Source organism: Stenotrophomonas sp. HMSC10F06 (assembly GCF_001807865.1).
Taxonomy (GTDB): Bacteria; Pseudomonadota; Gammaproteobacteria; order Xanthomonadales; family Xanthomonadaceae; genus Stenotrophomonas; species Stenotrophomonas bentonitica_A.
In genome coordinates, this window is sequence record NZ_KV791255.1 from 25,251 (window position 1) to 48,735 (window position 23,485).

At 67.4% G+C, this 23,485-nt stretch carries 20 protein-coding genes; 7 read left to right on the plus strand and 13 right to left on the minus strand.

The genetic code is table 11. The features are described from left to right. The first annotated feature begins 1 nt into the window (after position 1). From hutH to HMPREF3113_RS01880, 4 genes are all read left to right on the plus strand, one after another. Positions 2–1,543, plus strand: coding sequence for a histidine ammonia-lyase (hutH, locus tag HMPREF3113_RS01865; RefSeq protein WP_070470469.1), 1,542 nt, complete (start codon positions 2–4; stop codon positions 1,541–1,543). Continuing rightward, the gene (gene hutG, locus HMPREF3113_RS01870; protein ID WP_070470471.1) at positions 1,540–2,373 is read left to right on the plus strand and encodes an N-formylglutamate deformylase; all 834 of its coding nucleotides are present in this window, start codon (positions 1,540–1,542) and stop codon (positions 2,371–2,373) included. Before hutH ends, hutG begins: the two co-directional genes overlap by 4 nt. After that, positions 2,370–4,037 carry a urocanate hydratase gene (hutU, locus tag HMPREF3113_RS01875; protein ID WP_070470473.1) on the plus strand — a complete coding sequence of 556 codons (1,668 nt, stop codon included), beginning with the start codon at positions 2,370–2,372 and terminating at the stop codon, positions 4,035–4,037. Before hutG ends, hutU begins: the two co-directional genes overlap by 4 nt. Before the next feature lie 311 nt (positions 4,038–4,348). Next, positions 4,349–6,481 carry a TonB-dependent receptor family protein gene (locus HMPREF3113_RS01880; protein WP_070470475.1) on the plus strand — a complete coding sequence of 711 codons (2,133 nt, stop codon included), beginning with the start codon at positions 4,349–4,351 and terminating at the stop codon, positions 6,479–6,481. A gap of 42 nt (positions 6,482–6,523) precedes the next feature. Here HMPREF3113_RS01880 and HMPREF3113_RS01885 read toward each other — a convergent pair whose 3' ends face one another. Together HMPREF3113_RS01885 and HMPREF3113_RS01890 are read right to left on the minus strand one after the other, a co-directional pair. Then, on the minus strand, positions 6,524–7,255 hold the full coding sequence (locus HMPREF3113_RS01885) for an SGNH/GDSL hydrolase family protein (RefSeq protein ID WP_070470477.1): 732 nt from the start codon (positions 7,253–7,255) through the stop codon (positions 6,524–6,526). 85 nt (positions 7,256–7,340) lie between these two features. Further along, positions 7,341–7,916, minus strand: a complete 576-nt coding sequence (locus HMPREF3113_RS01890; protein WP_070470479.1) for a TetR/AcrR family transcriptional regulator — start codon at positions 7,914–7,916, stop codon at positions 7,341–7,343. Between the two features lie 81 nt (positions 7,917–7,997). Here HMPREF3113_RS01890 and HMPREF3113_RS01895 point away from each other — a divergent pair, with 81 nt between their 5' ends. Continuing rightward, positions 7,998–8,537 carry an acyl-CoA thioesterase gene (locus tag HMPREF3113_RS01895; RefSeq protein ID WP_070470481.1) on the plus strand — a complete coding sequence of 180 codons (540 nt, stop codon included), beginning with the start codon at positions 7,998–8,000 and terminating at the stop codon, positions 8,535–8,537. A gap of 32 nt (positions 8,538–8,569) precedes the next feature. Here the strand turns inward: HMPREF3113_RS01895 and HMPREF3113_RS01900 are convergent, their stop codons facing one another. The 4 genes from HMPREF3113_RS01900 to HMPREF3113_RS01915 all read right to left on the minus strand — a co-directional run bounded on the left by HMPREF3113_RS01900 (position 8,570) and on the right by HMPREF3113_RS01915 (position 12,714). Further along, positions 8,570–9,241, minus strand: coding sequence for an HAD family hydrolase (locus HMPREF3113_RS01900; protein WP_070470483.1), 672 nt, complete (start codon positions 9,239–9,241; stop codon positions 8,570–8,572). 14 nt (positions 9,242–9,255) lie between these two features. Then, positions 9,256–9,579, minus strand: coding sequence for a hypothetical protein (locus tag HMPREF3113_RS01905; RefSeq protein WP_139146277.1), 324 nt, complete (start codon positions 9,577–9,579; stop codon positions 9,256–9,258). 99 nt (positions 9,580–9,678) lie between these two features. Then, on the minus strand, positions 9,679–10,125 hold the full coding sequence (locus HMPREF3113_RS01910; protein ID WP_070470487.1) for a hypothetical protein: 447 nt from the start codon (positions 10,123–10,125) through the stop codon (positions 9,679–9,681). Positions 10,126–10,242: 117 nt separating this feature from the next. Further along, the gene (locus HMPREF3113_RS01915; RefSeq protein ID WP_070470489.1) at positions 10,243–12,714 is read right to left on the minus strand and encodes a S9 family peptidase; all 2,472 of its coding nucleotides are present in this window, start codon (positions 12,712–12,714) and stop codon (positions 10,243–10,245) included. A 185-nt stretch (positions 12,715–12,899) separates the two neighbouring features. Between HMPREF3113_RS01915 and HMPREF3113_RS01920 the strand changes: the two genes are divergently transcribed. After that, entirely contained in the window at positions 12,900–13,676 is a 777-nt protein-coding gene (locus HMPREF3113_RS01920; protein ID WP_070470490.1) for a HipA family kinase, read from the plus strand. Further along, positions 13,654–14,046 (plus strand): DUF3037 domain-containing protein, encoded by a 393-nt coding sequence (locus HMPREF3113_RS01925; protein ID WP_019184334.1) that lies wholly within the window; start codon positions 13,654–13,656, stop codon positions 14,044–14,046. Before HMPREF3113_RS01920 ends, HMPREF3113_RS01925 begins: the two co-directional genes overlap by 23 nt. 29 nt (positions 14,047–14,075) lie before the next feature. On the opposite strand, the gene HMPREF3113_RS18530 is transcribed toward HMPREF3113_RS01925, so the two are convergent. From HMPREF3113_RS18530 to HMPREF3113_RS01960, 7 genes are all read right to left on the minus strand, one after another. Further along, positions 14,076–14,390, minus strand: a complete 315-nt coding sequence (locus tag HMPREF3113_RS18530) for a hypothetical protein (RefSeq protein ID WP_139146278.1) — start codon at positions 14,388–14,390, stop codon at positions 14,076–14,078. Positions 14,391–14,511: 121 nt separating this feature from the next. Further along, on the minus strand, positions 14,512–17,004 hold the full coding sequence (locus HMPREF3113_RS01935; RefSeq protein WP_070470495.1) for a membrane-bound PQQ-dependent dehydrogenase, glucose/quinate/shikimate family: 2,493 nt from the start codon (positions 17,002–17,004) through the stop codon (positions 14,512–14,514). 199 nt (positions 17,005–17,203) lie between these two features. Then, positions 17,204–19,903, minus strand: a complete 2,700-nt coding sequence (gyrA, locus tag HMPREF3113_RS01940; protein ID WP_070470497.1) for a DNA gyrase subunit A — start codon at positions 19,901–19,903, stop codon at positions 17,204–17,206. 217 nt (positions 19,904–20,120) lie between these two features. After that, positions 20,121–21,182 (minus strand): S-methyl-5-thioribose-1-phosphate isomerase, encoded by a 1,062-nt coding sequence (gene mtnA, locus HMPREF3113_RS01945; RefSeq protein WP_070470499.1) that lies wholly within the window; start codon positions 21,180–21,182, stop codon positions 20,121–20,123. Positions 21,183–21,225: 43 nt separating this feature from the next. Next, positions 21,226–21,948 carry a DUF3011 domain-containing protein gene (locus HMPREF3113_RS01950; RefSeq protein ID WP_019184339.1) on the minus strand — a complete coding sequence of 241 codons (723 nt, stop codon included), beginning with the start codon at positions 21,946–21,948 and terminating at the stop codon, positions 21,226–21,228. Positions 21,949–22,058: 110 nt separating this feature from the next. Next, on the minus strand, positions 22,059–23,003 hold the full coding sequence (gene epmA / locus HMPREF3113_RS01955; RefSeq protein ID WP_070470502.1) for an EF-P lysine aminoacylase EpmA: 945 nt from the start codon (positions 23,001–23,003) through the stop codon (positions 22,059–22,061). Beyond that, the gene (locus HMPREF3113_RS01960; protein ID WP_070425456.1) at positions 23,000–23,485 is read right to left on the minus strand and encodes a GNAT family N-acetyltransferase; all 486 of its coding nucleotides are present in this window, start codon (positions 23,483–23,485) and stop codon (positions 23,000–23,002) included. Before HMPREF3113_RS01960 ends, epmA begins: the two co-directional genes overlap by 4 nt.

Sequence of the window (23,485 nt, forward strand, 5' to 3'; positions counted from 1 at the left end):
CATGAGCACTACCCTGACCCTGCACCCCGGCGCCGTCACGCTGGCGCAATGGCGCGCGATCCATGACGGCGCGCGGGTGCGGCTGGACCCGGCTTCGGCCGCCGCCGTGCTGCGCAGTGCGCAGACCGTGGCCGACATCGTCGCCAAGGGCGCGCCGGTGTATGGCATCAACACCGGCTTCGGCAAGCTGGCCAGCGTGCGCATCGAGCGCGAGGATCTGGAAACCCTGCAGCGCAATATCGTGCTCTCGCACGCGGCCGGCGTGGGTGAGCCAATGCCGGCGCCGGTCGTGCGGCTGATGATGGCGCTGAAGCTGGCCAGCCTCACCCAGGGCGCCTCGGGCATCCGCCCGCAGACGCTGGCCCTGCTGGAAGCGTTCCTGCAGCACGATTTCATTCCGGTGATTCCGTGCCAGGGCTCGGTTGGCGCGTCGGGCGACCTGGCCCCGCTTTCGCACCTGGCCAGCGTGATGATCGGTGTCGGCGAGGCCTTCGTCGATGGTCAGCGCCTGCCCGCTGCCGAGGCACTGGCCAACGTCGGCCTGGCCCCGCTGGTGCTGGGTGCGAAGGAAGGCCTGGCCCTGCTCAACGGCACCCAGTACTCCACGGCCTACGCACTGGCCGGCCTGTTCGCGATCGATACCGTGTTCCGTGCGGCGCTGGTCACTGGCGCGCTCTCGGTGGAAGCGGCCAAGGGCTCGGACACCCCGTTCGACCCGCGCATCCACAGCATCCGCGGCCAGCGCGGGCAGATCGCCACCGCCGCCGCGCTGCGCACCCTGATGCAGGGCTCGGCGATCCGCGAATCGCACCGCGACAACGACGTGCGCGTGCAGGACCCGTACTGCCTGCGCTGCCAGCCACAGGTGATGGGCGCGGCCTTCGACGTGATGCGCCAGGCCGCGACCACGCTGGCGATCGAAGCCAACGGCGTGTCCGACAATCCGCTGGTGTTCACCGATACCAACGAGGCGCTGAGCGGCGGCAACTTCCATGCCGAGCCGGTCGCCTTCGCGGCCGACATGCTGGCCATGGCGGTGTGCGAGATCGGCTCGATCAGCGAGCGCCGCACCGCGATGCTGGTCGACCCGGCGCTGTCCGGCCTGCCGGCCTTCCTCACCCCGAAGCCGGGCTTGAACTCCGGCTTCATGATTCCGCAGGTCACCGCCGCTGCGCTGGTCTCGGAAAACAAGCAGCGCGCCTATCCGGCCAGCGTCGACTCGATCCCGACCTCGGCCAACCAGGAAGACCACGTCTCGATGGCCGCCCACGGTGCGCGCCGCCTGATGGCGATGGCCGAGAACGCGGCCAATGTGATCGGCATCGAGCTGCTCGCTGCCGCGCAGGGCTGCGATTTCCACGCCCCGCTGCGCTCCAGCGATGCGCTGGAAGCGGTGCGCCAGCGCCTGCGCGCGCAGGTGCCCACGCTGGAAGACGACCGCTATTTCCATCCGGACATGCTGGCCGCGACCGATCTGGTCCGCAGCGGCGTGCTGGCCGACGGCCTGGGCGACATCCTCCCGCCGCTGGAGCCCCTGTCATGACCGCGCACCCGGACTGGCTGCAGATCCACCGCGGCGATGCACCGTTGATCGTCAGCTTCCCGCATACCGGCACCGAGCTGCCCGATGCACTGGCCGCGCAGTTCATCTCGCCGTGGCTGGCCCGCCGCGATGCCGACTGGTGGGTGCACGATCTGTATGCCTTCGCGCAGCAGATGGGCGCGACCACGATCCGCTCGGCGGTGTCGCGCTCGGTCATCGATCTCAATCGCGACCCCAGCGGCAGCTCGCTGTACCCGGGCCAGAACACCACCGGCCTGTGCCCGCTGACCACCTTCGACAACCAGCCGCTGTACCGCGATGGCCACGGCCCGGACGAGGCCGAGATCGCGCGCCGCCGCGATACCTGGTTCGTGCCCTACCACGACGCCCTCGCCGCGGAGATCGCGCGCCTGCGTGCGCAGCACGGCACCGTGGTGGTGTACGACGCGCACTCGATCCGCTCGCGCATTCCGCACCTGTTCGGTGGCCAGCTGCCGCAGTTCAACCTCGGCACCAATGGGGACACCACCTGCGACAACGCGCTCACCGATGTCGTCGACAACCTGTGTGCGATGAGCGGCATGAGCCATGTGCGCAACGGCCGCTTCAAGGGCGGCTACATCACCCGTCACTACAGCGACATCCCTGGCGGCGTGCACACGCTGCAGATGGAGCTGGCCTGCCGCGGCTACATGCACGAGCCCGAGGCCGTGGATGAGCACAGCTGGCCCACGCCGCTGGATCCCGATCACGCCGCCCCGCTGCGCGCCACGCTGCAGCAGGTGCTCGATGCCTGTCTCGACTTCGCTACGTCCCGGAGTGCTGCATGACCCGTCTCGATTCCACCCGCACCATCCTCGCCCCGACCGGTACCACGCTCACCTGCAAGAGCTGGCTGACCGAAGCCCCGCTGCGCATGCTGATGAACAACCTGCACCCCGACGTGGCCGAGCGCCCGCAGGAGCTGGTGGTCTATGGCGGCATCGGCCGCGCCGCGCGCGACTGGGAAAGCTACGACAAGATCGTCGAGACGCTGCAGCGGCTGGAGGATGACCAGACCCTGCTGGTGCAGTCCGGCAAGCCGGTCGGTGTGTTCCGTACCCACGTGGACGCCCCGCGGGTGCTGATCGCCAACTCCAACCTGGTGCCGCGCTGGGCCAATTGGGACCACTTCAACGAGCTCGATAAGAAGGGCCTGGCCATGTACGGCCAGATGACCGCCGGCAGCTGGATCTACATCGGCGCGCAGGGCATCGTGCAGGGTACCTACGAAACTTTCGTCGAGATGGGTCGCCAGCACTACAACGGCAACCTGGCCGGCAAGTGGCTGTTCACCGGTGGGCTGGGGGGCATGGGCGGCGCGCAGCCGCTGGCTGCGGTGATGGCCGGCGCCTCGTGCCTGGCAGTGGAGTGCCGCAGGAGCAGCATCGAAATGCGCCTGCGTACCGGCTATCTGGACACCTGGACCGACAACCTCGACGAAGCGCTGCGCCTGATCGAAGAATCCTGCACGACGAAGAAGCCGCTCTCGGTCGGCCTGCTCGGCAACGTCGCCGACGTGCTGGACGAGCTGCTGGTGCGCGGCGTCAAGCCGGACCTGCTGACCGACCAGACCTCCGCGCACGACCCGGTCAACGGCTACCTGCCGCAGGACTGGACCGTGGAAGAATGGGATGAAAAACGCGTCTCCGCGCCGAAGGACGTCGAAGCGGGCGCGCGCGCCTCCATGGCCAACCACATCCGCGCCATGCTCGCCTTCCACGCACTCGGCGTGCCGACCGTGGATTACGGCAACAACCTGCGCCAGATGGCACTGGAAGAAGGCGTGGAGGATGCGTTCGACTTCCCAGGCTTCGTACCCGCCTACATCCGCCCACTGTTCTGCCGCGGCATCGGCCCGTTCCGCTGGGCCGCGCTGAGCGGCGATCCGGAGGACATCGCCAAGACCGACGCGAAGGTCAAGGAACTGATCCCGGACAACCCGCACCTGCACCGCTGGCTGGACATGGCCGCCGAGAAGATCAAGTTCCAGGGCCTGCCCGCGCGCATCTGCTGGGTCGGCCTGGGCGATCGTGATCGACTCGGCCTGGCGTTCAACGAGATGGTCGCCAATGGCGAGCTGAAGGCACCGGTGGTGATCGGCCGCGATCACCTGGATTCGGGCAGCGTCGCCTCGCCGAACCGCGAAACCGAAGCGATGGCCGACGGCTCCGATGCCGTCTCCGACTGGCCGCTGCTTAACGCCCTGCTCAACACCGCCAGTGGCGCGACCTGGGTGTCGCTGCACCACGGTGGCGGCGTCGGCATGGGCTTCTCGCAGCATGCGGGCATGGTCATCGTCTGCGATGGCACCGACGCGGCGGCCAAGCGCATCGCGCGCGTGCTGTGGAACGACCCGGCCACCGGCGTGATGCGGCATGCCGATGCAGGCTATGAGATCGCGGTGGAGTGCGCGAAGGAGAAGGGGCTGGATCTGCCTGGGATTCTGGGCTGATGCGGGGCGGCCCCGGCCGACGGTCGGGGCCGCAGCTCAAGGTAGTGCCGGCCGCTGGCCGGCAACCCACCTAAGGGCCTAGTGCCGGCCGCTGGCCGGCAACCCGATCAGGGCGCCATGCGGCGCGGTTGCATGGAGCCTGAGGAGCCGGCCAGCGGCCGGCACTACCGAGTCCGGTCGTCGGCAACACGTCCCCCATACGCCCGACAAGGGTGACGAACACGCCACATCCTGTTAACTTGCGCGCCCCACATGAAGTTGACAGGGTGCCGCGGCGACGCGGGCCGTGTCCGCACTGATATCGCGCACGAATGACTGCCCTCTCGAATCGCTCCACCGCCCCTGCCCTGTCGCTGCTCGCCGCCGCCCTGCTGGCCAGCCTTGCCACCAACGGCACCGCCCACGCCGCGCCTGCTGGCCAGGCCGTCACGCTGGACGCGGTCAACGTTACCGCCGCCGATGCCACCGAGGCTGCGCGCCGCGCGCTCGACCGGGTGCCCGGGGCAGGCAACGTCGTCGATATGACGCAGATCGGCCAGGGCCGCGTCGCCGGCACTGCCGATGTACTGGCCTACCAGCCCGGCATCAGCGCGCAGAGCGCCGGCAATGAAGGCGTCAAGGTCTCCATCCGCGGTTCGGGCCTCAACCGGGCGCCCGGTGCGCATGCCTCCGGCCTGTCGGTCTCGCTGGATGGCCTGCCGCTCACCGGTCCGGGCGGCACGCCGTACGAGCTGCTGGAGCCGCTGTGGCTGAGCCGCGTGGAGGTGCTGCGCGGTGCCAACGGGTTCGAGCGCGGCGCGCTGGCGCTGGGCGGTGCGGTCAACTACATCACCCGCAGCGGCCGCGACACGCCCGGGCTGGAGCTGCACTACGAAGCGGGCGCACGCGGTTACCAGAAGCGCGGGATCAGCCTGGGCGGCGTGCGGGACGCGGTTGATTACTTCCTGGCCTACACCGATACCGAGTACGACGGCTATCAGCAGCACGCCGCCGGCAAGGGCAAGGGCGCCGTGGCCAACATCGGCTGGCAGCTCACGCCGGATCTGGAGACGCGCTTCTTCCTGCGCTATCGCGAGACCGATCACGAAACCCCGGGGCGCCTGACCCGCGCGCAGATCCGCAACGACCCACGTGCCGCCAACCCGGCCAACCTGGCCATCGATGCGCGCCGCCCGCAGCCGGGCAGCACCTGGATCGGCAACACCACCACCTACACCATCGATGCAGATTCGTCGCTGCAGGCCGGCCTCGTGTACCACAAGTACCCGATGGACTTGAACGAAAGCCTGTACCGCCAGCAGCTGGACTACGCCAACCTCAACGGCACGCTGGACTACCGCCGCGGGCACGCGCTGTTCGGGCATGACAGCGTGACCACGATCGGCCTGCGCGTGACCCATGATCTGGACGCGAACGTGCGCGAGACGCTGCGCTTTGCCAGCAACGGTTACGCCGCCGGCACGCACACCCGCGACTTCCAGCATTACGGAACCGACAGCGTGCTGCACCTCGGCAACGATCTGGCGCTGAGCGAGACGCTGCGCCTGCAGACCGGCCTGGCCTTCATCCACACCCGCCGCGATGTGCAGGTCACCTGGCCGGCCACGCCGGAACGGCTCTCCGAACGGCAATGGGATTACGCGCCGCGGCTCGGCTTCACCTGGCAGCAGACGCCGCAGACACAGTGGTTCGGCAACCTGAGCCGCTCGGTAGAACCTGCGCACCCGTGGTCGATGATCTGGGGCTCGAACCAGTATTTCGCCGCCGGCAATGGCGCCTCCACCGGCCGCCAGCGCGCGCCAGTGGAACTGGACAACCAGACCGCGACCACGCTGGAACTGGGTGCACGTGGCGACAGCGCGCTCGGCCGCTGGGAGCTGACCGGCTACTACGCCCGCCTCAACCACGAGCTGCTCACTGTGGAAGTGCAGCCGGTGCCGAACCTGTTCATCGCCGAATCCAACGCCAGCCCGACCGTACACCGTGGCATCGAAGCCGGCCTGGACAGTGCGCTGTGGCAGGGCGTCGGCGGGCGGCTGTCATTGCGCCAGGCCTACACCTTCAGCGACTTCCGCTACCGCGATGATGCACGCTTCGGTAGCAACCGCCTGCCCGGCCTGCCGCGCCACTACTACCAGGCCGAACTGCGTTACGACCACCCGGCCGGCTTCTATGCCGGGCTGAACACCGAGTATGCGTCGAAGATGTTCGTCGACTACGCCAACAGCATGGCCGCCGACAGCCACGCGATCTTCGGCACCCGCATCGGCTACGACGCCCCCGGTGGGCGCTGGCAGGCCTGGGCGGAGCTGCGCAACTTGGCCGATCGCCACTACGCGGCCACGGTCACGCCGGGCTACGACGATGCCGGCAAGGATGTCGCCCGTTCCACGCCCGGTGAGGGGCGCGGTGTGTATGCCGGGGTGCGCTGGCGATTCGATTGACGTTATGGCGCCACCTTTCGGCCAGCTGGCTGCCACCGGGTATCAGCGCGCCAGTGCCTTGGTGACGGCCGCATCAGCCAACGGCACCATCCGCGCATAGCCGGCCGGCGTGGGATGCACGCCATCGGTGGCCAGGTCCGGGTCCAGGCCGCCATCCTTGTTGGTCATGGCCGTGTGGTAATCCAGATAGACCAGCCCCTGCTGCTCCGCATAGGCGCGCAATGCCCGGTTGAGCGCGGTGACCTTGCCGGCGGGCTGCACGCCGGGTTGCCACGGGTAGTCGCTGACCGGCAGTACCGAGGCCAGCACCACGCGGATGTTGTGCGCCTGCGCCAGTTCCACCATCGCATGCAGGTTGTCTTCGATCATCGCCTGCGTCGCCGGCCCGGTGTTGCCGGCGATATCGTTGGTGCCGGCCAGGATCACCACCGCGGCCGGCTTCAGCGCGATGACATCCTGCTGGAAGCGCACCAGCATCTGCGCGGTGGTCTGCCCGGAGATGCCGCGGTTGACGTACGGCTTGCCCGGGAAGAAGCGCTCGCTGCCGGTTGGGCCCCAGCCTTCGGTGATCGAGTCGCCGTAGAACACCACGCGCTTGGCACCCGGGGCGACCGGCGGCAACGCCGCGTTCTCGTCGCGATAGCGCTGCAGTTGCGGCCAATCCAGCAGGCGCTGCTGCATCTCCGTGATCTGCGCGGGCGTCGCCTGGTCTGCAGGCACGAGGTACAGCGGATTGATCGCCGGGCGATCCTGCGCCTGTGCCAACGGTTGCATGGCACACAACGCGAGCGTCGCGACGAGGGTGGAACGGATCAAGGCTGGCACGGCATGGCGCTCCGCTGAGGGCAAGCGGACAGTCTCATCGATCGGCGACCAGGGATTCAAGCTGCGCTGCGACGCGATCGAAGGGTCCGATGTCACGCGTGGCCCGACTCATCGCCACGGCGCCCTCGATGCTGGCGATGATCATGGTGGCAATGCCCTTGGCCTGGTCGGGTGGACGGCCGCCGCGGTGCAACGCCTCGGTCAGCCGCGCCTCCCAGCGCGCGAACACCTCGGCGGCCGCCCGCTGCGCGTCATCGGGCGCATCATCGATCGGCTCTTCCACTGCCGCGGCGAGTACCGGGCATCCGACGTGGAAATCCGAGCGGATCAGGCGCTCGCGCCACGCCGCCAGGAACAAGGCCAGCCCGTCTGGCGCTGCTCCCTGCAGGCAGGTATCGAGCAGCGCATCGACCTTCGCGCCCGCCAGCGTGGTGGCCAGCGCCAACACCTGCTGCTTGCCCCCCGGAAAGTGATGGTAGGTGGAACCGAACGGCGCCTGCGCGCGTTTGGCTACTTCGCGCACGCTGGAGGCATTGAGGCCATAGGTGGCCAGCATCTCCGCTGCCGCAGCGACCACGCGTTGCGGGGCATCGGAAGGGCGTGCACTCATGGCCGGACTCCTTGCTAAGACGGGTGTCATAGATTAGCGTATTTGAATTATGACAACTGTTATAGATGAGCGCCCCCGCCCATGAATCTCTGGTTTCGCCTGCTGATCCTGCTGCTGTCCTCGCCGTTCCGTTCCAGGCTGACCGCCCCGCTGGCGGTGTCGCGACTGAACTTCCGGGTGCTGCCCAACGACATCGACAGCAACCTGCACATGACCAACGGTCGCTACTGGACGATCTTCGATCTGGGCCGGCTGGACCTGGTGTTCCGGATGGGCCTGGGCCGGGTCGCGTGGCGCTCGAAGTGGGCCCCCATCGTCAGTGGAGGCAGCATCCAGTTCCGGCGCGAACTCAAGCCGTTCCAGCGCTTCGTGCTTGAGACCCGCTTGGCCGGCTGGGTCGGTACGCGCATCATCATGGAGCAGCGGGTGCTGGTTGGCGACGAGGAAAAAGTCGCCACCCGTGCCCTGCTGATCACCGGCATCTACGACCGTCGCCACCGCCGCTTCGTGTCGACCGACGAGATGATGGAGGCCATCGGTGCCCCCAGCGTGCCGTCGCCGGAACTGAGCAAGGCGGCCCAGGCGCTGCTCGCAGCCGAAGTGGCGATGAAAGAGGATTGAGCCCCGCCCCCATCACGCGATGACGGCAGCGCTCAGGCGTTGCGCCAGGAAACGATCTGCGCCTTGGTCATCATCGTCTGTTCGATCCGCCGCAGGCACGTCTCACCCGGGCTCACCAGGCACCATTGCTCGCTGTTGCGCAGCAGCGGCAGATCGGCGCGATGATCGGTATAGGCCATGCGCCACGGGGGCGGATAACCGCGTTCGGTCAGCATCGGAATCTTGTTCTCGCCAAGACAATGGTACTCGCTGATCCACCCGCCCAGGAACGGCCGCAATGTCGAGGCGACCAGCGGCACGTCCTGCAGACCTTCGCGCTCAAGCAGCGCACGTGCGAGCGGCTCCCAGCAGCCGGTGGCGATGACGACCTCGTCGCCCTGCGCCAGATGCTGACGCAGTCGTTCCACGCCCTGCGCCAGGAACACCGGCTCCGGTCCTGCGAACACCTCGTCGGCATGCGCGACCGCCAGCGCCACCAGCGCCTCACGGCTGCGTCCGAAGGTGGCCATCCAGACCGCAAAGCGCACCGGCCGCCGGCGCGTGCGCGGCAGTGCCCAGAGCGGAACCAGCACCGGCAGTGCCAGCAGCACCCCGGCGATCCGCCATGGCTGGCGCCGCAGCAGCGTTTTGAAGAAACGGCTGGCGGTCTCCCAGCGGGTCAGCGTCAGATCGAAATCGAAGACCACTACGGTACGTTCGGACATCCGTGTCACTCCGTTCAGAAGACGCCCTGCACGCGCAGGTTGCCATCATCGGTGGGCGTCAGTACCAGCCCATAAGCCTCGTTCCTGCGGCTGAATCCTGCCGAGCAGATCGCGTCCCAGCCCTGCCCGCAATCCACCTCCGGATGCGCGGCGAAGACGGGATCGCCGTCGTTGTCGGGCGCTTCGGCGACCCACCCTGCCTTGAGCAACAGCGCTTTGGCCTGCGCGTATGGCATGCCGACGGTGACGCCGATCGCGGTCCACGATGGTGGCAATTCGGACGTTTCCGCCGCGTGGACGTGGCCAGCAGACAACAGCAGCAACAACGCCAGGAACACGGATTTCATCGGCATTACATCGAAGGCGGGGCTGCACAGCATAGAACGCGCGAGCGCCCCCGTGCTGGCAGTGGGATGGCCGGTCTCATAAGTCACGCCTCATCGCCCACCAGGAACAAACCCCACCATCGCCACACCGAGGCAGACCAGGCCGCCTGCCAGCGGCAGATACGTTGCCCATACCGGCGCGCCCTGGCCGAGCGCGAACGCGACGAGCGACTCCCGCACGCTTCGGCCGGTCAGAAACGGCATGATGACCAGCGCAGAGAGGGGCAACAACGAGGCGAGCCCGAACGCCAGGAATGCCGGGCGGTGATCGTTGCTGGCGAATCCACCCAGCGGGTACAAGGCCAGACCCCCCAGCAGTCCCACGAAGAGCAGGATGTTGGCGGTCCAGATCGTGGTCCGGTGACGGCGCCGCAGCGCGGCCCGGGACCAGCCACGGTAGTGCGTCTGCAACCCCCTCGCCCAGTACGCCACCAGCCACGTTGCGATCAGGCCGCCAGCGACACCGCTGACCGTCGATCCCCAAGCGTGGATGTCCATGCTCACGTCCTTGTGCGTTTTTCGGCAGTGTAAGGCTGCGGCCGGCCTTGTATGTAAAAACGGCCGCCCATCACGGGCGGCCGTTACTCTGATGCCAGGCGTTACCGATGCCTCGGCTCAGCGTTTGGCCGGCGGCGCATTCTTCACATAGGTATCGAACCAGTTCAGCATTTCCGATACCAGCTGCTCGTTGGATTCGAGCGCGGTATACCAGTGCGGTTCGTGCGGCAGCATCACCAGGCGCGTGGTGCCGCCATTGCCGCGGATCGCCTGGAACAGCTTGCGCGACTGGAACGGCTCGGTGCCCGGGTTCGCATCGTCCTCGCCGTGGACCAGCAGCAGCGGCAGCTTGATCTTGTCGGCGTAGAAGAACGGTGAGGCCTTCAGGTACACGTCCTGCGCCTGCCACACCGAGCGGCGTTCGTTCTGGAAGCCGAACGGGGTGAAGGTCTTGTTGTACGAACCACTGGTGGCGACGCCTGCCTTGAACAGATCGGTATGCGCGATCAGGTTGGCGGTCATCAGGCCGCCATGGCTGTGGCCGGTGACGCCGATCCGGTTGCGGTCGACCACGCCCAGGTCCACCGCCTTGTCCACCGCGGCTTTGGCATCGGCCTCCAGCTGTTCCAGATACGTGTTGTAGGCGGTTTTGGGGTCGCCGACGATGGGGAACGAGGCGTTGTCGATGATCGCGTAGCCGGCCAGCAGCATCAGCCGGTACGGCGCCAGGCGGGTGAAAGTCTGCTGCGAACCGGACACCTGCCCCGCCTGTGCCGCGTTAGCGAAATCGGCCGGGTAGGCATACAGGATCGCCGGCACGCGCTGGCCCTCCTTGTACCCCGGCGGCGTGTACAGGGTGAACGACAGATCCACGCCGTCGGCACGCTTGTAGGTGACCAGGCGCTTCTTGATCTGGCGCACTTCCGGCGTCGGATCCACCAGGTGGGTCAACGCGGCCGGCTTGGACACGACCTGCGCTTCGCCCGGCTTGGCGTCGGCGACGTCCTCGCCAAGCAGGCGCACGAACGCATTCGGCGCATCGGTCACCGACTGGTGCCACGTGAGCAGGTGGCCCGGGATGGCGCTGAAGCCGATGAACTGCTCGTAGGCATCGGCATCGCTGCGGAAAAGACGCTCCGTCTTCAGGCTGCGGAGGCTGAGCGCATCCAGGAAGGGCCGATCCCCCTGCGGCGAAGCGCCCTGCCCGCGCAGGAAGACCGTGTTGCCTTCCTGACGCACCACGTAGGCGCCGTTGGGCAGGCGCTGGTACACGAAATTGCCCGGGTCCTCGTACAGCTCATCGCTGGAGAGATCCCACAACAGCCGGCCTTCCTGCCTGGGGTTGTCGACGTTGACGATGCGGGTCTGGCGCCAGTGGCGGTTCTCGTCGTTCTCGTCGAGGAAGGCAACGTCCGGCTGCGCGGTCCAGGCCAGGCCTTCGAAACGCTGCGCGGTGCGGGCGATCTCGGTGGGCTTGGCGGTGAACGGGGCTTTGAGCATCAGCACGCGATCACGATGCGGAACCGTGACTTTCCAGTCGCCCTTGTCCAGGGCTTCGGCATAGACCAGCGTGGCCGGATCGGTGGCGCGCCAATCGAAATCGCGCGGGCCTTCCGGCACGCCGTGCACCGGCACGCGGTCGGCCAGCGGCAGGCTGGCGATCGGCGTGCTGCGGCCGCTGGCGATATCCAGCACGGCCACGTCATTGGCGAAACGCTGGTAGGTCACCGCATGCGAGAACGGTGCCTTGAGTGTTCTCGTCAGCACATGCACGCCATCCGGGGCGGCCCCGATGCTGTCCAGCAGCGCCGGGGCACCGACGGTGCGCACGGTGTTGGAGGCGGTATCCACCACTGCCAGCTGCGACTGGCCGTAATAGGCGAACAGCGCTTCATCGTAGGCACTGGTCAGCGTATCGCGGGCTTCGTAGGTGCTGCTTTCGCCAGCCGTTCCCAGCGACTCCTGGGTGTCCGGGCCGATCGCACCTTCGGCGCTCGGCGCCGGTCCCTGCTTGGCCGGCACCAGCTTGACCAGCAGCTGCTGGCTGCCGCCGAGCCACTGCACGGTGCTGCCGAAGATCGGGTTCAGCGCGACGTTGGGCACCTGGCGGACCTGGCCGGTCGCTGCATCACCGATCCACAGCTGCACGCTGTCATCGACCACGTTCTGGAACGCGAAGCGTTGGCCGTCGGCCGACCACTGCGCCATGCCGGCGCACCCGCCGGGCAAGGCGACCTTGGTGGAGCGGCCACTGGCGGTATCGACCACGGTGAAGTCGCCCACGCACGGTGGAATGCCATAACCACCCGGGGTGTCGTGGCGGCTGCGGTTCTTCGGCTCCAGGCGCACGCCGGCCAGCTTCAGATACGGCTGGGCGACGCGGGTGATCGACGGATAGGTCTGCGTGGTGGTCAGCAGCAGGCGCTGGCCGGTCGGGTCGACGCTGGGCGTCGGCGGCGGCGGTGCCTTGAGCACCTTGAGCAGGCTCTCCGGCGGCGTGGCGTAACCGGCAAAGGCCGGTGCAGCGAGCAGCAGCCCGAAGGTGGCAACGGCAACGGCCGCAGCCAGCGAAGTACGACGGATCAGCATCCTTATCCCCTTGCAGTGTCAACGAGTGCCCGCAACAGGGGCATGACCCGAATCTAGCACCGCCGGGACCGGTGTGAATGGGCCGGAAGGGCCAACCGCCCGACACTGCAAAGCGAGGCGTTCCACCGTGCCGGGTAGCGCCCCCTTACGCGTCACGCCCGGCCTCGGCCCGGCTAGAATGCCCCATGCGAACCGTGCACGCCCTCCGATATGTCACCCCGCTGCGCGAAGGCGGCTCCCTGCCCGCCGTGGTCGAGACCGACGACGACGGCATGGTGGTGCTTAAATTCCGTGGCGCCGGCCAAGGACCGAAGGCGCTGATCGCCGAACTGATCGCTGGCGAGATCGCCCGCACGCTCGGCCTGCCGATCCCGGAGATCGTGTTCGTGGAGCTCGACCGCGAGTTCGCCCGGACCGAACCGGACCCGGAAATCCAGGATCTGATCCGTGCCAGCGAGGGCCTGAACCTGGGCAGTGATTACCTGCCCGGGGCGATCAACTACGACCCGGCGGCCATGCAGCCCGATGCCGAGCTGGCCTCGAAGATCGTGTGGTTCGATGCATTCACCAGCAACGTGGACCGCACCGCGCGCAATCCCAACCTGATGGTCTGGCATCGCAGGCTGTACCTGATCGACCATGGTGCGGCAATGTACTTCCATCACGACTGGGCCGGTGCCGGGGAGGCCTGCAGTAAGCCGTTCGTGCTGATCCGCGATCATGTACTGCTGCCCTTCGCCACGCAGATTGCCGAAGTGGATTCTGCGCTCGCGGTGATGCTGCCCGATGCCGAAATCGAGCGGATCGTCGGCCTGGTGCCGGACAGCTGGCTGGTGGACGAACCCGCCTTCGACAGCCCGGCGGCTTACCGCCAGGCGTATATCGATTATCTGCAACACCGCCTTCGCGTACGCGCGGCTTTTGTACAGGAGGCCGTCCGTGCCCACACTGCACACCTATGACTATGCGGTGATCCGCGTAGTGCCCCGCGTGGAGCGCGAGGAATTCATCAACGTCGGGGTGATCGTGTCCTGCCCGGGCGCAAAGCACCTGGAAGCGGCGATCGAGCTGGATGTGGAGCGGCTGCGTGCCTTCGCGCCGACGCTGGATATCGAGGGCCTGCAGCCGTGGCTGGATGCGATCGTGGCGATCTGCCGCGGTGACGCGAACGCCGGGCCGATCGCGCAGCTGCCTGCGCGTGCACGTTTCCATTTCCTCACCGCCAAGCGCAGCTCGGTGGTGCAGATGTCGAGCACGCACGTGGGCCGTACCGCAGAGCCGACAGGCGTGGTCGAGCATCTGATGCGGAAGATGGTGCGGGTCCCGGCGTAGCACCGTCGGCGCGGCGGCCCCGTCACCATTCAGACCGGCCAGCGGCACCACGAAAACGGATAGCCATGCAGACCGCTGGCCAGCCCCGCCCGCATCGGGAGGGACAGCCAATGCACGCGGTCGGGCATGATGGCCCAGGCGAAAGATTCCGTGCGTCTTTCCGCATCGGAAGCACGCAGCCAGCGCGCGACATCCTGCGCATTGCCGTGATGATGGAACAACGGGAACTGATGGGTGGTGACAGTGGTGACGACGTAGCAGGCATTTGACAGCGGACATCGCGCAGATCGAACGGAGGAACTCGGCATCCGGCCAGCATGGCAGCGCGTGCCGTCCAGGCTCACCAGGAGAGAACGCGGCCAGTTGTCAGACTTCCGCGCGAAGCGCTGTAGTCTCGCAACGAGCGGCCGGGCGCTGCCCGCCCTTGCGTCAATGGAACGCCGGCCACATCCGACGCGGCGTCCCTCACCCCTTCGGCAACGCGTAGGCGATCACGTAATCGCCGGCCGGGGTTTCCATGAAGTGATGACCACCGGCCATGATGACCACGTACTGGCGCCCACCGAACTCGTAGATCATCGGGTTGGCCTGGCCGCCGGCCGGCAGCTTGGCATGCCAGAGTTCCTTGCCGGTTTTCAGGTCGATCGCGCGCAGCAGATCATCGGTCGCCGCGGCAATGAAGATCAGGCCGCTGGCCGTGACCACCGAACCACCGTTGTTGGGCGTACCGATCTCGATCGGCAGGCCGGAGCGGATGCCGAACGGCCCATTGCCGCGGGCACTGCCGAACGGGCGGTCCCACAGGGTCTTGCCGGTACGCAGGTCGACCGCGCGGATGCCACCGTACGGCGGCTGCTTGCACAGCAGCTTGGTGAACGGCAGGCGCCAGCCGGCGTTGACGTCGATGGCATACGGCGTGCCCACCTGCGGATCGCCCGCGCCTTCGGCGCCGCCCTTGTCGGCGGTCACATCCTCGCGCGGCAGCCACCCCAGTTTGTCCGCCTTCTCGCGCGGCACCAGGCGGTTGTAATTGGGCATGTCGTTGTAGTTGGCAACGATCACGCCACGGCGCGGATCCACGGCCACGCTGCCCCAGTCCGAGCCCCCGTTGTAGCCGGGATACTCGATGGAATGACGGTCCGCGGTCGGCGGGGTGTAAAAGCCTTCGTAACTGGCCTCGCGGAACTGGATGCGGCAGACCAGCTGGTCGATCGGGGTCATGCCCCACATGTCGCGCTCGGTGAGGTCCGGTTTGCGCAGCGTGTGATACAGCGAGAACAGCTGGGTGGGCGAGCGCTGTTCCGGCTCGACGCCGCCCGTGGGCACCTTGCGCTCTTCGGCTGGGGTCAGCAGCTTGCCGGTGCGACGGTCGAGGATGTACATGTCGCCCTGCTTGGTCGGCAGCAGCAGGGCCGGGACTTTGCCGGCGGCGGTCGGATAATCGATCAGGGTCGCCTGCGAGCCCATGTCGTAATCCCAGACGTCCTTGCGCACCGCCTGGAAGTGCCAGGCCGGCTTGCCGGTGTTGACGTCGATCGCCACCAGCGAGGTGGCGTAACGGTTTTCGTTTTCGGTGCGCGAGCCACTCCAGTAATCGCCGGCCGAGTTGCCCATCGGCAGGTAGACCAGCCCAAGTTCGTCGTCGCCGGTCGCAGTGGTCCACATGTTGGGGGTGCCGCGGGTATAGGTCTCACCCGGCGGCGGTGCGCCGTTGCGCTCCGGGCGGACCATGTCCCACGCCCAGCGCAGTTTGCCGGTGACGGCATCGTAGGCCTGGATCACGCCGGATGGCGCGTCGCGGCGCTGACCGTCCAGCACCTGGTGGCCGGTCACGATCACGCCCTGCACGATCGCCGGCGGCGAGGTGATGGAGACATAGCCGGCCGGGCTGTCGCCCATGCCCACGGTGATGTCGACCTGGCCGTTGTTGCCGAAACCGGCGCACGGCTTGCCGGTGGCGGCATCGACCGCGATCAGGCGGCCATCCAGGGTGCCTTCGATGATGCGCGCCGCACAGGCGCCACGCGGCACCTGGGTCAGCACGGGCACGCCGCTGGGAACGGCCAGGTCCGCGGCCACATCGTTCAACGCGGTGTCCTGCGCGGCGGCGGGCACTTCGTAGTAGGAGACCCCGCGGCAGGCGGCGGTGTACGGGATCGACTTGTCCTTGATCTTCGGGTCGTAGCGCCAGCGCTCGGTGCCATCGGCGGCGTTGAGCGCGACCAGCTGATTGCGCGCGGTGCACAGGTAGAGGCTGTCGCCGATTTTCAGCGGCGTGGTTTCCGCACCCCAGCGCTTCTCCGGCAGGTCGCCAGTGCGGAACAGCCAGGCCTGCTCAAGCTTGGCCACGTTGTCCGGGGTGATCTGCTGCAGCGGCGAGAAACGCGTTGCCGCGTTGTTGCGACCATAGGCGGCCCAGTCGCCGTCCACCGGGCGGTCGGCCGGTTGCAGGGGCGCGTCGGCCGTGGGTGCCAGGCCGGTGCTGGTCATCGGCTCGGGGAAGGCGCCCTGTGCCTCGGTAACACCATGTGGCACGAAGGCCAGGGTGAAGGCCGCCACGAACACCAGCGCCAGCACGCCGGCGATGCCGCGCGAGACCTTGCGCGACACCGGGCGATCCAACGTCGGCAGCAGCAGCGACAGCACGAAGCCGATCGCCACGATCAGGCCCAGGCGCGGCACCCAGCGCCAATAGTTGCTGCCCGACTCCCACCACGTCCACAGCAGCGTGCCGACGAACACCAGCGCGAACCACAGCGCGCCGCTGTAGCGGCCCCGCCACAGCTGCACGCCGGAGATCAGCAGGCCGACGCCGGCCAGGACGTAGTACCAGGAACCACCGAGGCTGGCGAGCCAGGCGCCGCCCGCGGTGAATACAACGCCCAGCAACAGAATGACAATTGCCAGCACAGCCACCAGCCAATGGCGGGGGCGGCGGGTCTGCGTCGTGGTGGACATCGGTTTCTCCTGAAGCGCGAAGATCGCCGACGTTGCCGCCGGCCCCGCGGCTCTTATCCCACCGGGGTCGTGAACGTTGCGCGTTCTTTGCTGCAGCCGCCAGCGTCGGCACAGCCGACGATGAAAGCGTGCAATCTCCCTGCCCACAACGAAAAACGCCGGCATGTGCCGGCGTTTTCCGTGTCACTGCCGCAGGGGCTTACGCCTCCGGCGGTGCCACCACCGGGCTGGCGTCGACGGCCGCCGGTGCATCTTCTTCCACACCCTCATCCAGCGAGGCATCCATGCGTTCAACCGCCTGGAGCTTCTCTTCCTTGGACAGACGGATCAGGGTCACGCCCTGGGTGTTGCGGCCGACGCGCGAGATTTCCGAACCGCGGGTACGCACCAGGGTGCCACCATCGGAGATCAGCAGCACTTCGTCGCGCGGGCCCATCAGCACCGCACGCACCAGCTTGCCGTTGCGCTCGGTGGTCTGGATGCCGATCACACCCTGCGTGCCACGGCCCTTGCGCGGGTAATCCGGCAGCGGGGTGCGCTTGCCGTAGCCGTTCTCGGTCGCGGTCAGGATGTAGAGCGCGTTGTCATCGTCGGCGCCGTTCTCGATCACGGCATCGCCGCTGTCGATCACGGTCTCGTCGACCTGGCTCTCATCCTCGTTCTCGTCTTCGCTGCCGCCGGCACTCTCGGCCACGATCAGGCTGACCACTTCCTCACCCTTGGGCATCTTGATGCCGCGCACGCCGGTGGCGGTACGGCCCATCGAGCGGACCTTGTCCTCACCGAAGCGCACGGTCTTGCCGTTGGAGGCGAACAGCAGGATGTCGCGCTCGCCATCGGTCAGGCCGACGCCGACCAGCGCATCGCCCTCATCGAGGTTGATCGCGATCTTGCCGCGCGCCAGGCGGAAGGCGAACTCGCTGAGCGGGGTCTTCTTGACCGTGCCGTTGCGGGTGGCGAAGAACACGAACTGGCCTTCGGCGTACTCGCGCACCGGCAGCACGGCCTGGACCCGCTCACCGGCTTCCAGCGGAATCCAGTTGATGATCGGGCGGCCACGGGCGTTGGAGCCGGCCTCCGGCAACTGGTGGACCGGCAGCCAGAACACCTTGCCCGCACTGGTGAAGGTCAGCAGCGTGTCATGCGTGTTGACCAGCCACAGCTGTTCGATGAAATCCTCTTCCTTGGTCGAGGCGGCACTGCGGCCACGGCCACCGCGGCGCTGGGCCCGGTAGGCACTGACCGGCTGGCGCTTGGCATAGCCGGCGTGCGACAGGGTGACCACCACGTCTTCCGGGGCGATCAGGTCGAGGATGTCCAGGTCTTCTTCGCTGTGGCGGATCTCGGTGCGGCGCTCGTCGCCGAACTCCGTACGCACGTTGATCAGCTCTTCGCGGATGACCTGCAGCAGACGGTCCGGATCTTCCAGGATATGGATCAGCCCGGCGATCGTTTCCAGCAGCAGCTTGTACTCGTCGGTCAGGCGGTCCTGCTCCAGCCCGGTCAGGCGATGCAGGCGCATTTCCAGGATCTGGGTCGCCTGGATCTCGGTCAGCTGGTAGCCGCCCGCGAGCAGGCCCACACCCTTGGGCAGATCATCCGGACGCGAGGCTTCGGCACCGGCGGCGCCCAGCATCGAGCCGACCAGGCCCGGCTCCCACAGGCGGGCGAGCATGCGTTCGCGCGCCTCGGTGGGGTTCGGCGAGGTCTTGATCAGTTCGATCATCTCGTCGATGTTGGCCAGCGCGACGGTCAGGCCTTCCAGCACGTGCGCACGCGCACGCGCCTTGCGCAGTTCGAACACGGTGCGGCGGGTGACCACTTCGCGGCGGTGGCGCACGAAGGCCTCGAGCATCTGCTTGAGGTTCATCAACTGCGGGCGGCCATCGACCAGCGCCACCATGTTGATGCCGAACACCGACTCCATCTGGGTCTGCTGGTAGAGGTTGTTCAACACAACTTCCGCCGACTCGCCGCGCTTGATCTCGATGAAGATGCGCATGCCGTCCTTGTCGGACTCATCGCGCAGTTCGCTGATGCCTTCGAGCTTCTTTTCCTTGACCAGCTCGGCGATCTTCTCGATCAACCGGGCCTTGTTCACCTGGTACGGGATCTCGGTGACGATGATCGATTCGCGGCCGTTGTCAGCCACTTCGACCTCGGCCTTGGCGCGGATGCGCACACGGCCACGACCGGTCCGGTACCCGGCGACGATGCCGGCGGTGCCGTTGATGATGCCCGCGGTCGGGAAGTCCGGGCCCGGGATGAACTCCATCAGGCCGTCGACGTCGATCTCGGGGTTGTCGATCAGCGCGATGCAGGCGTTGATCGATTCGGTCAGGTTGTGCGGCGGGATGTTGGTCGCCATGCCCACCGCGATACCGGCCGAACCGTTGACCAGCAGGTTCGGGAACCGGGTCGGCATGACCGTCGGCTCCAGTTCCTTTTCGTCGTAGTTGGGCTGGAAATCGACCGTTTCCTTGTCGATGTCGGCCATCAGCTCATGGGTGAGCCTGGACATGCGGGCTTCGGTGTATCGCATCGCCGCGGCGGAGTCGCCGTCGACCGAACCGAAGTTACCCTGGCCATCGACCAGCATGTAGCGCAGCGAGAACGGCTGTGCCAGACGCACCAGCGTGTCGTACACCGACTGATCGCCATGCGGGTGGTACTTACCGATGACGTCACCGACGATACGCGCCGACTTGAAGTAAGGCTTGTTGGCGTGCGCGTTGAGTTCACTCATCGCGAACAGCACGCGGCGATGCACCGGCTTGAGGCCATCGCGCGCATCCGGGAGTGCGCGCCCCACGATCACGCTCATCGCGTAATCGAGGTAACTCTTGCGCATCTCGTCTTCCAGGTTGACCTGGATGATTTCCTTGGCGGTTTCTGCCATTCGGGTTCCGTTGTCTGGTAGCGGTCCAGTCCGTCACGACCGCCCTTTCGGGGCGGTTGCGCCGGAATCTCGATTAACCGTTGGATTCTACCACAGCGGGCCATTTTCCGCCCGCTTTTACGGGGGTTTTACCGGCAAGAATCAGGAACTTACGGGGGCGTTGGCGGGCGCTTGGGCAGGCCACGACCGTCGGTCGTGGCACGCGCCGCAGCCGGCCTCAGCCGAACGCGGACTGCATGTTGGCCACCGTCGGGTTCAGGATCACCCCACGCTCGGTCACGATGGCGTCGATCAAGCTGCCCGGGGTGACGTCGAAGACCGGGTTCCAGGCGGCGATGCCCTCGGCCACGGTACGGGTGCCGCCCACGCCGTAGAGCTCGCCAGGATCGCGCTGTTCGATCTCGATCTGCTCGCCGTCGGCAGTGTCCATGTCCACCGTGGAGGACGGCGCCACCACCATGAACTTCACGCCGTGGTGGCGGGCGGCGATGGCCAGCTGGTAGGTGCCGATCTTGTTGGCGGTGTCACCGTTGGCGCAGATGCGATCCGCGCCCACGACCACCCACTGGACCGCACCGGTCTTCATCAGGTGCGAGGCGGCCGAATCGGCGATCAGGGTGGCATCGATGCCATCCTGCTGCAGCTCCCACACGGTCAGGCGCGCGCCCTGCAGCCACGGCCGGGTCTCGCCGGCGAACACGCGGGCGATGCGGTGCTGGGCCATGCCGGCGCGGATCACGCCCAGCGCGGTGCCGAAGCCGGCGGTGGCCAGCGAGCCGGTATTGCAGTGGGTGAGCACGCCGCTGCCGGCCTCGATCAGCCCGGCGCCCAGCGCGCCCATGTGGCGGTTGGCGGCCAGATCCTCCTCGGCGATTGCCTGGGCTTCGGCGGCCAGCACCTGCTGCCAGTCGGCACCGGCCGGGGCCAGCGCGCGGCGCATGCGGGCCAGCGCCCAGGCCAGGTTCACGGCGGTCGGGCGCGAGGCGTTGAGGCGTTGCAGGGCCGGCTCCAGCTTCAACAGCGCTTGGGCGCCATCGTCGGCCTGGACCTCATTGGCCGCCAGTACCACGCCCCAGGCGGCGGCAATGCCGATCGCCGGTGCGCCGCGCACGGTCAGCGCATGGATGGCCTCGGCAACCGCGTCGCTGTCGCGGCACTCCACGTGCTCGACGATGAACGGCAGTTTGCGCTGGTCGAGCAGTTGCAGGCTCTCGCCGGTCCACAGGATCGGGCGGATATGGTCGTAACGGGCGTAGTCGATGTCGGTGGATGCGTTCATCGGGCCATTGTAGCGGCGTGCCGATGCAGGCGGAATCGCGCGCTCAGTTGACCGCGAACTCGGCGCGGCAGCCCTTGTCGACCCAGACCCCACGGCTGTCCCAGCCCCAGCTGCTGCCCTGCTCGCAGGGGGTGCCGGAGAGCTGCTTGTTGAGCGTGACACCGTGGGTGATCCCGGCACCACAGAAGCGGCGCTGGCGCGACTTGGATTCGCAGACCAGGATGCGTGGCACGTTGAGGAACCCGCTGCCATCGGCGGCACCGACCTCGAACTCGCCCTGGCAACCGCGGGTCACCCAGATCTCATTGCGGCGATAGCCCCAGCTGTGGCCTTCGCGGCACGGCAGCGAGGTGAGCTGGCGCAGCAGACGCACCGGCGCGCCCTGCAGCACGACCGGGCAGCTCTGCGGGCGCCCGTTGGATTCGCAGCGCACCACCCGGCGCGTGCGGCGTTCACCGTCGGCACGCGGCGCGGCAGCCGCGGTACGCGCGCGGAACTCGGCGCGACAGCCCAGGGTCACCCAGACGCCGGAACGGTCGGTGCCCCATTCCGAGCCTCGCACGCAGCTGTTATCGGAGAGCTGGCGGATCAGATCGACACCGCCTTCGGTGGGGACATCGCAATGCACCCACCCCATGTCGCGCGATTCGCAACGCACCACCTGGCCGGCATAGCCGCCGGCCTGCGCGAGCGCCGTTTCAGGCATCAGCGCAGTCCACAGCAACACCGGCCACAAGGGCATGCCCGCGCCTACCAACAGCTTCATCAACACGATCCCCGCCACGCCTGAACAATCACATGACCCACCTTCGGACATCCGGTGTGATCAGAGCATCATCATGCAGCCCGTGCAAGACGCGGATGCGTCAAAACGCCTCAGGCGTGGGCGAAATCGAAGGCCAGCACATCGGCGATGCGGTCGGTGCGGTTCATCGCCATCAGCAGCCGGTCCACGCCCACCGCCACCCCCGCGCAATCGGGCAGCGCCGGCAAGGCCGCCAAGAGGTGTTCATCCAGCGGGGGCAGCACGTCGCCGCGCGCGGTACGGATGGCATGGTCGCGCTCGAAACGCGCGCGCTGTTCAGCCGCGTCGTTCAGCTCGTGATAGCCGTTGGCCAGCTCCACGCTGCCCAGGTACAGCTCGAACCGTTCGGCCAGCGGGGGCGTGCCCGGCCGAATTTTCGCCAATGCCGCCTGGGTGGCAGGCCAGTCATGCACCACCGTCATGGTGTCGTCACGGAAGTACGGTTGGATGCAGTGGGTCATCAGCAGATCGAGCCAGTCATCCCGGGTCAATCCGTCCGCATCGATGCGGACCTCGGCCAGCGGTGCCTGCAGGTCTTCCAGGCTGGCCTGGAACGGGTCCAGCCCGACGTGCTGCTGGTAAAGACCGCGGTAATCGATGACCTCCAGCGTCGCCTCGCGCTGAACCAGCTGCAGCGCATCGCGCACGAGGGCGGCGGTCTCGTCGATCAGGCGACGGTGGTCCCAGCCGATCCGGTACCACTCCAGCATGGTGAACTCGGGATTGTGGCGGCCGCCGGCTTCGCCGTTGCGGAACACACGACCCAGTTCGTAGCAGTCCCCCACCCCTGCCGCGAGCAATCGCTTCAACGGGAACTCCGGCGAGGTGCGCAGCCAGCGTTGCGCGGTGCCCGCATCCACGTGCCCGCTGAAGCGGGTATGGAAGCTGTCGATGTTCGGCTCGGTATTGCCTGCTGCGGACAGGATCGGCGTTTCGACCTCGAGCACGTCGCGTGCGGCGAAGAAGCGGCGGATCAGCGCATTGAGCGCGGCACGCTGGCGCAGCGCGGCGATCACGCGCGCGCGTCCTTCAGCCGCTGGGCCAGCGGCAGGGTCAGCAGATCGCGGGTGTCATCGACGTAGCCGGTGGCCAGGTACAGGCGTCGCGCCAGTTCGTTGTGATGGTTCACTTCCAGGCGCATGCGCTCCACGCCACGTGCGTTGGCGCGCTGTTCGAGGATGGCCAGCGCCTGCTTGCCGCGGCCCCGCCCACGCGCGGCATGGCTCAGGTACAGCTCATCGAGCAACGCAAAGTGGCCGCCCTGCTCCAGGCTGAAGCCCATCGCCAGTGCTCCATAGCCCACCACCGCGCCGGCCTCGTCCAGCCACAGCAGCACTTCACCGTTGCGCGGATCTTCCAGCAACGCGGCCAGCGCGTTCCGCACACGGGTGTCTTCGAAGTCGAGTTTGTCTTCGGCGTAGAAATCACGCATCAGCCCGATCAGCAACTCGGTGTCGGCGACGGTGGCCAGGCGGAAATCGAGGGGAACGGTCTGCAT

Bases quoted from the DNA above. Each gene is read 5' to 3' on its own strand.
- HMPREF3113_RS01915 (WP_070470489.1), bottom strand. From the start codon at position 12,714: ATGCTGATCCGTCGTACTTCGCTGGCTGCGGCCGTTGCCGTTGCCACC.
- HMPREF3113_RS01960 (WP_070425456.1), bottom strand. From the start codon at position 23,485: ATGCAGACCGTTCCCCTCGATTTCCGCCTGGCCACCGTCGCCGACACC.
- HMPREF3113_RS01910 (WP_070470487.1), bottom strand. From the start codon at position 10,125: ATGGACATCCACGCTTGGGGATCGACGGTCAGCGGTGTCGCTGGCGGC.
- mtnA (WP_070470499.1), bottom strand. From the start codon at position 21,182: ATGAACGCATCCACCGACATCGACTACGCCCGTTACGACCATATCCGC.
- HMPREF3113_RS01920 (WP_070470490.1), top strand. From the start codon at position 12,900: ATGCGAACCGTGCACGCCCTCCGATATGTCACCCCGCTGCGCGAAGGC.
- HMPREF3113_RS01950 (WP_019184339.1), bottom strand. From the start codon at position 21,948: ATGAAGCTGTTGGTAGGCGCGGGCATGCCCTTGTGGCCGGTGTTGCTG.
- HMPREF3113_RS01935 (WP_070470495.1), bottom strand. From the start codon at position 17,004: ATGTCCACCACGACGCAGACCCGCCGCCCCCGCCATTGGCTGGTGGCT.
- HMPREF3113_RS01880 (WP_070470475.1), top strand. From the start codon at position 4,349: ATGACTGCCCTCTCGAATCGCTCCACCGCCCCTGCCCTGTCGCTGCTC.
- HMPREF3113_RS01890 (WP_070470479.1), bottom strand. From the start codon at position 7,916: ATGAGTGCACGCCCTTCCGATGCCCCGCAACGCGTGGTCGCTGCGGCA.
- HMPREF3113_RS01900 (WP_070470483.1), bottom strand. From the start codon at position 9,241: ATGTCCGAACGTACCGTAGTGGTCTTCGATTTCGATCTGACGCTGACC.
- hutU (WP_070470473.1), top strand. From the start codon at position 2,370: ATGACCCGTCTCGATTCCACCCGCACCATCCTCGCCCCGACCGGTACC.
- HMPREF3113_RS01895 (WP_070470481.1), top strand. From the start codon at position 7,998: ATGAATCTCTGGTTTCGCCTGCTGATCCTGCTGCTGTCCTCGCCGTTC.
- gyrA (WP_070470497.1), bottom strand. From the start codon at position 19,903: ATGGCAGAAACCGCCAAGGAAATCATCCAGGTCAACCTGGAAGACGAG.
- hutH (WP_070470469.1), top strand. From the start codon at position 2: ATGAGCACTACCCTGACCCTGCACCCCGGCGCCGTCACGCTGGCGCAA.
- HMPREF3113_RS01885 (WP_070470477.1), bottom strand. From the start codon at position 7,255: ATGCAACCGTTGGCACAGGCGCAGGATCGCCCGGCGATCAATCCGCTG.
- hutG (WP_070470471.1), top strand. From the start codon at position 1,540: ATGACCGCGCACCCGGACTGGCTGCAGATCCACCGCGGCGATGCACCG.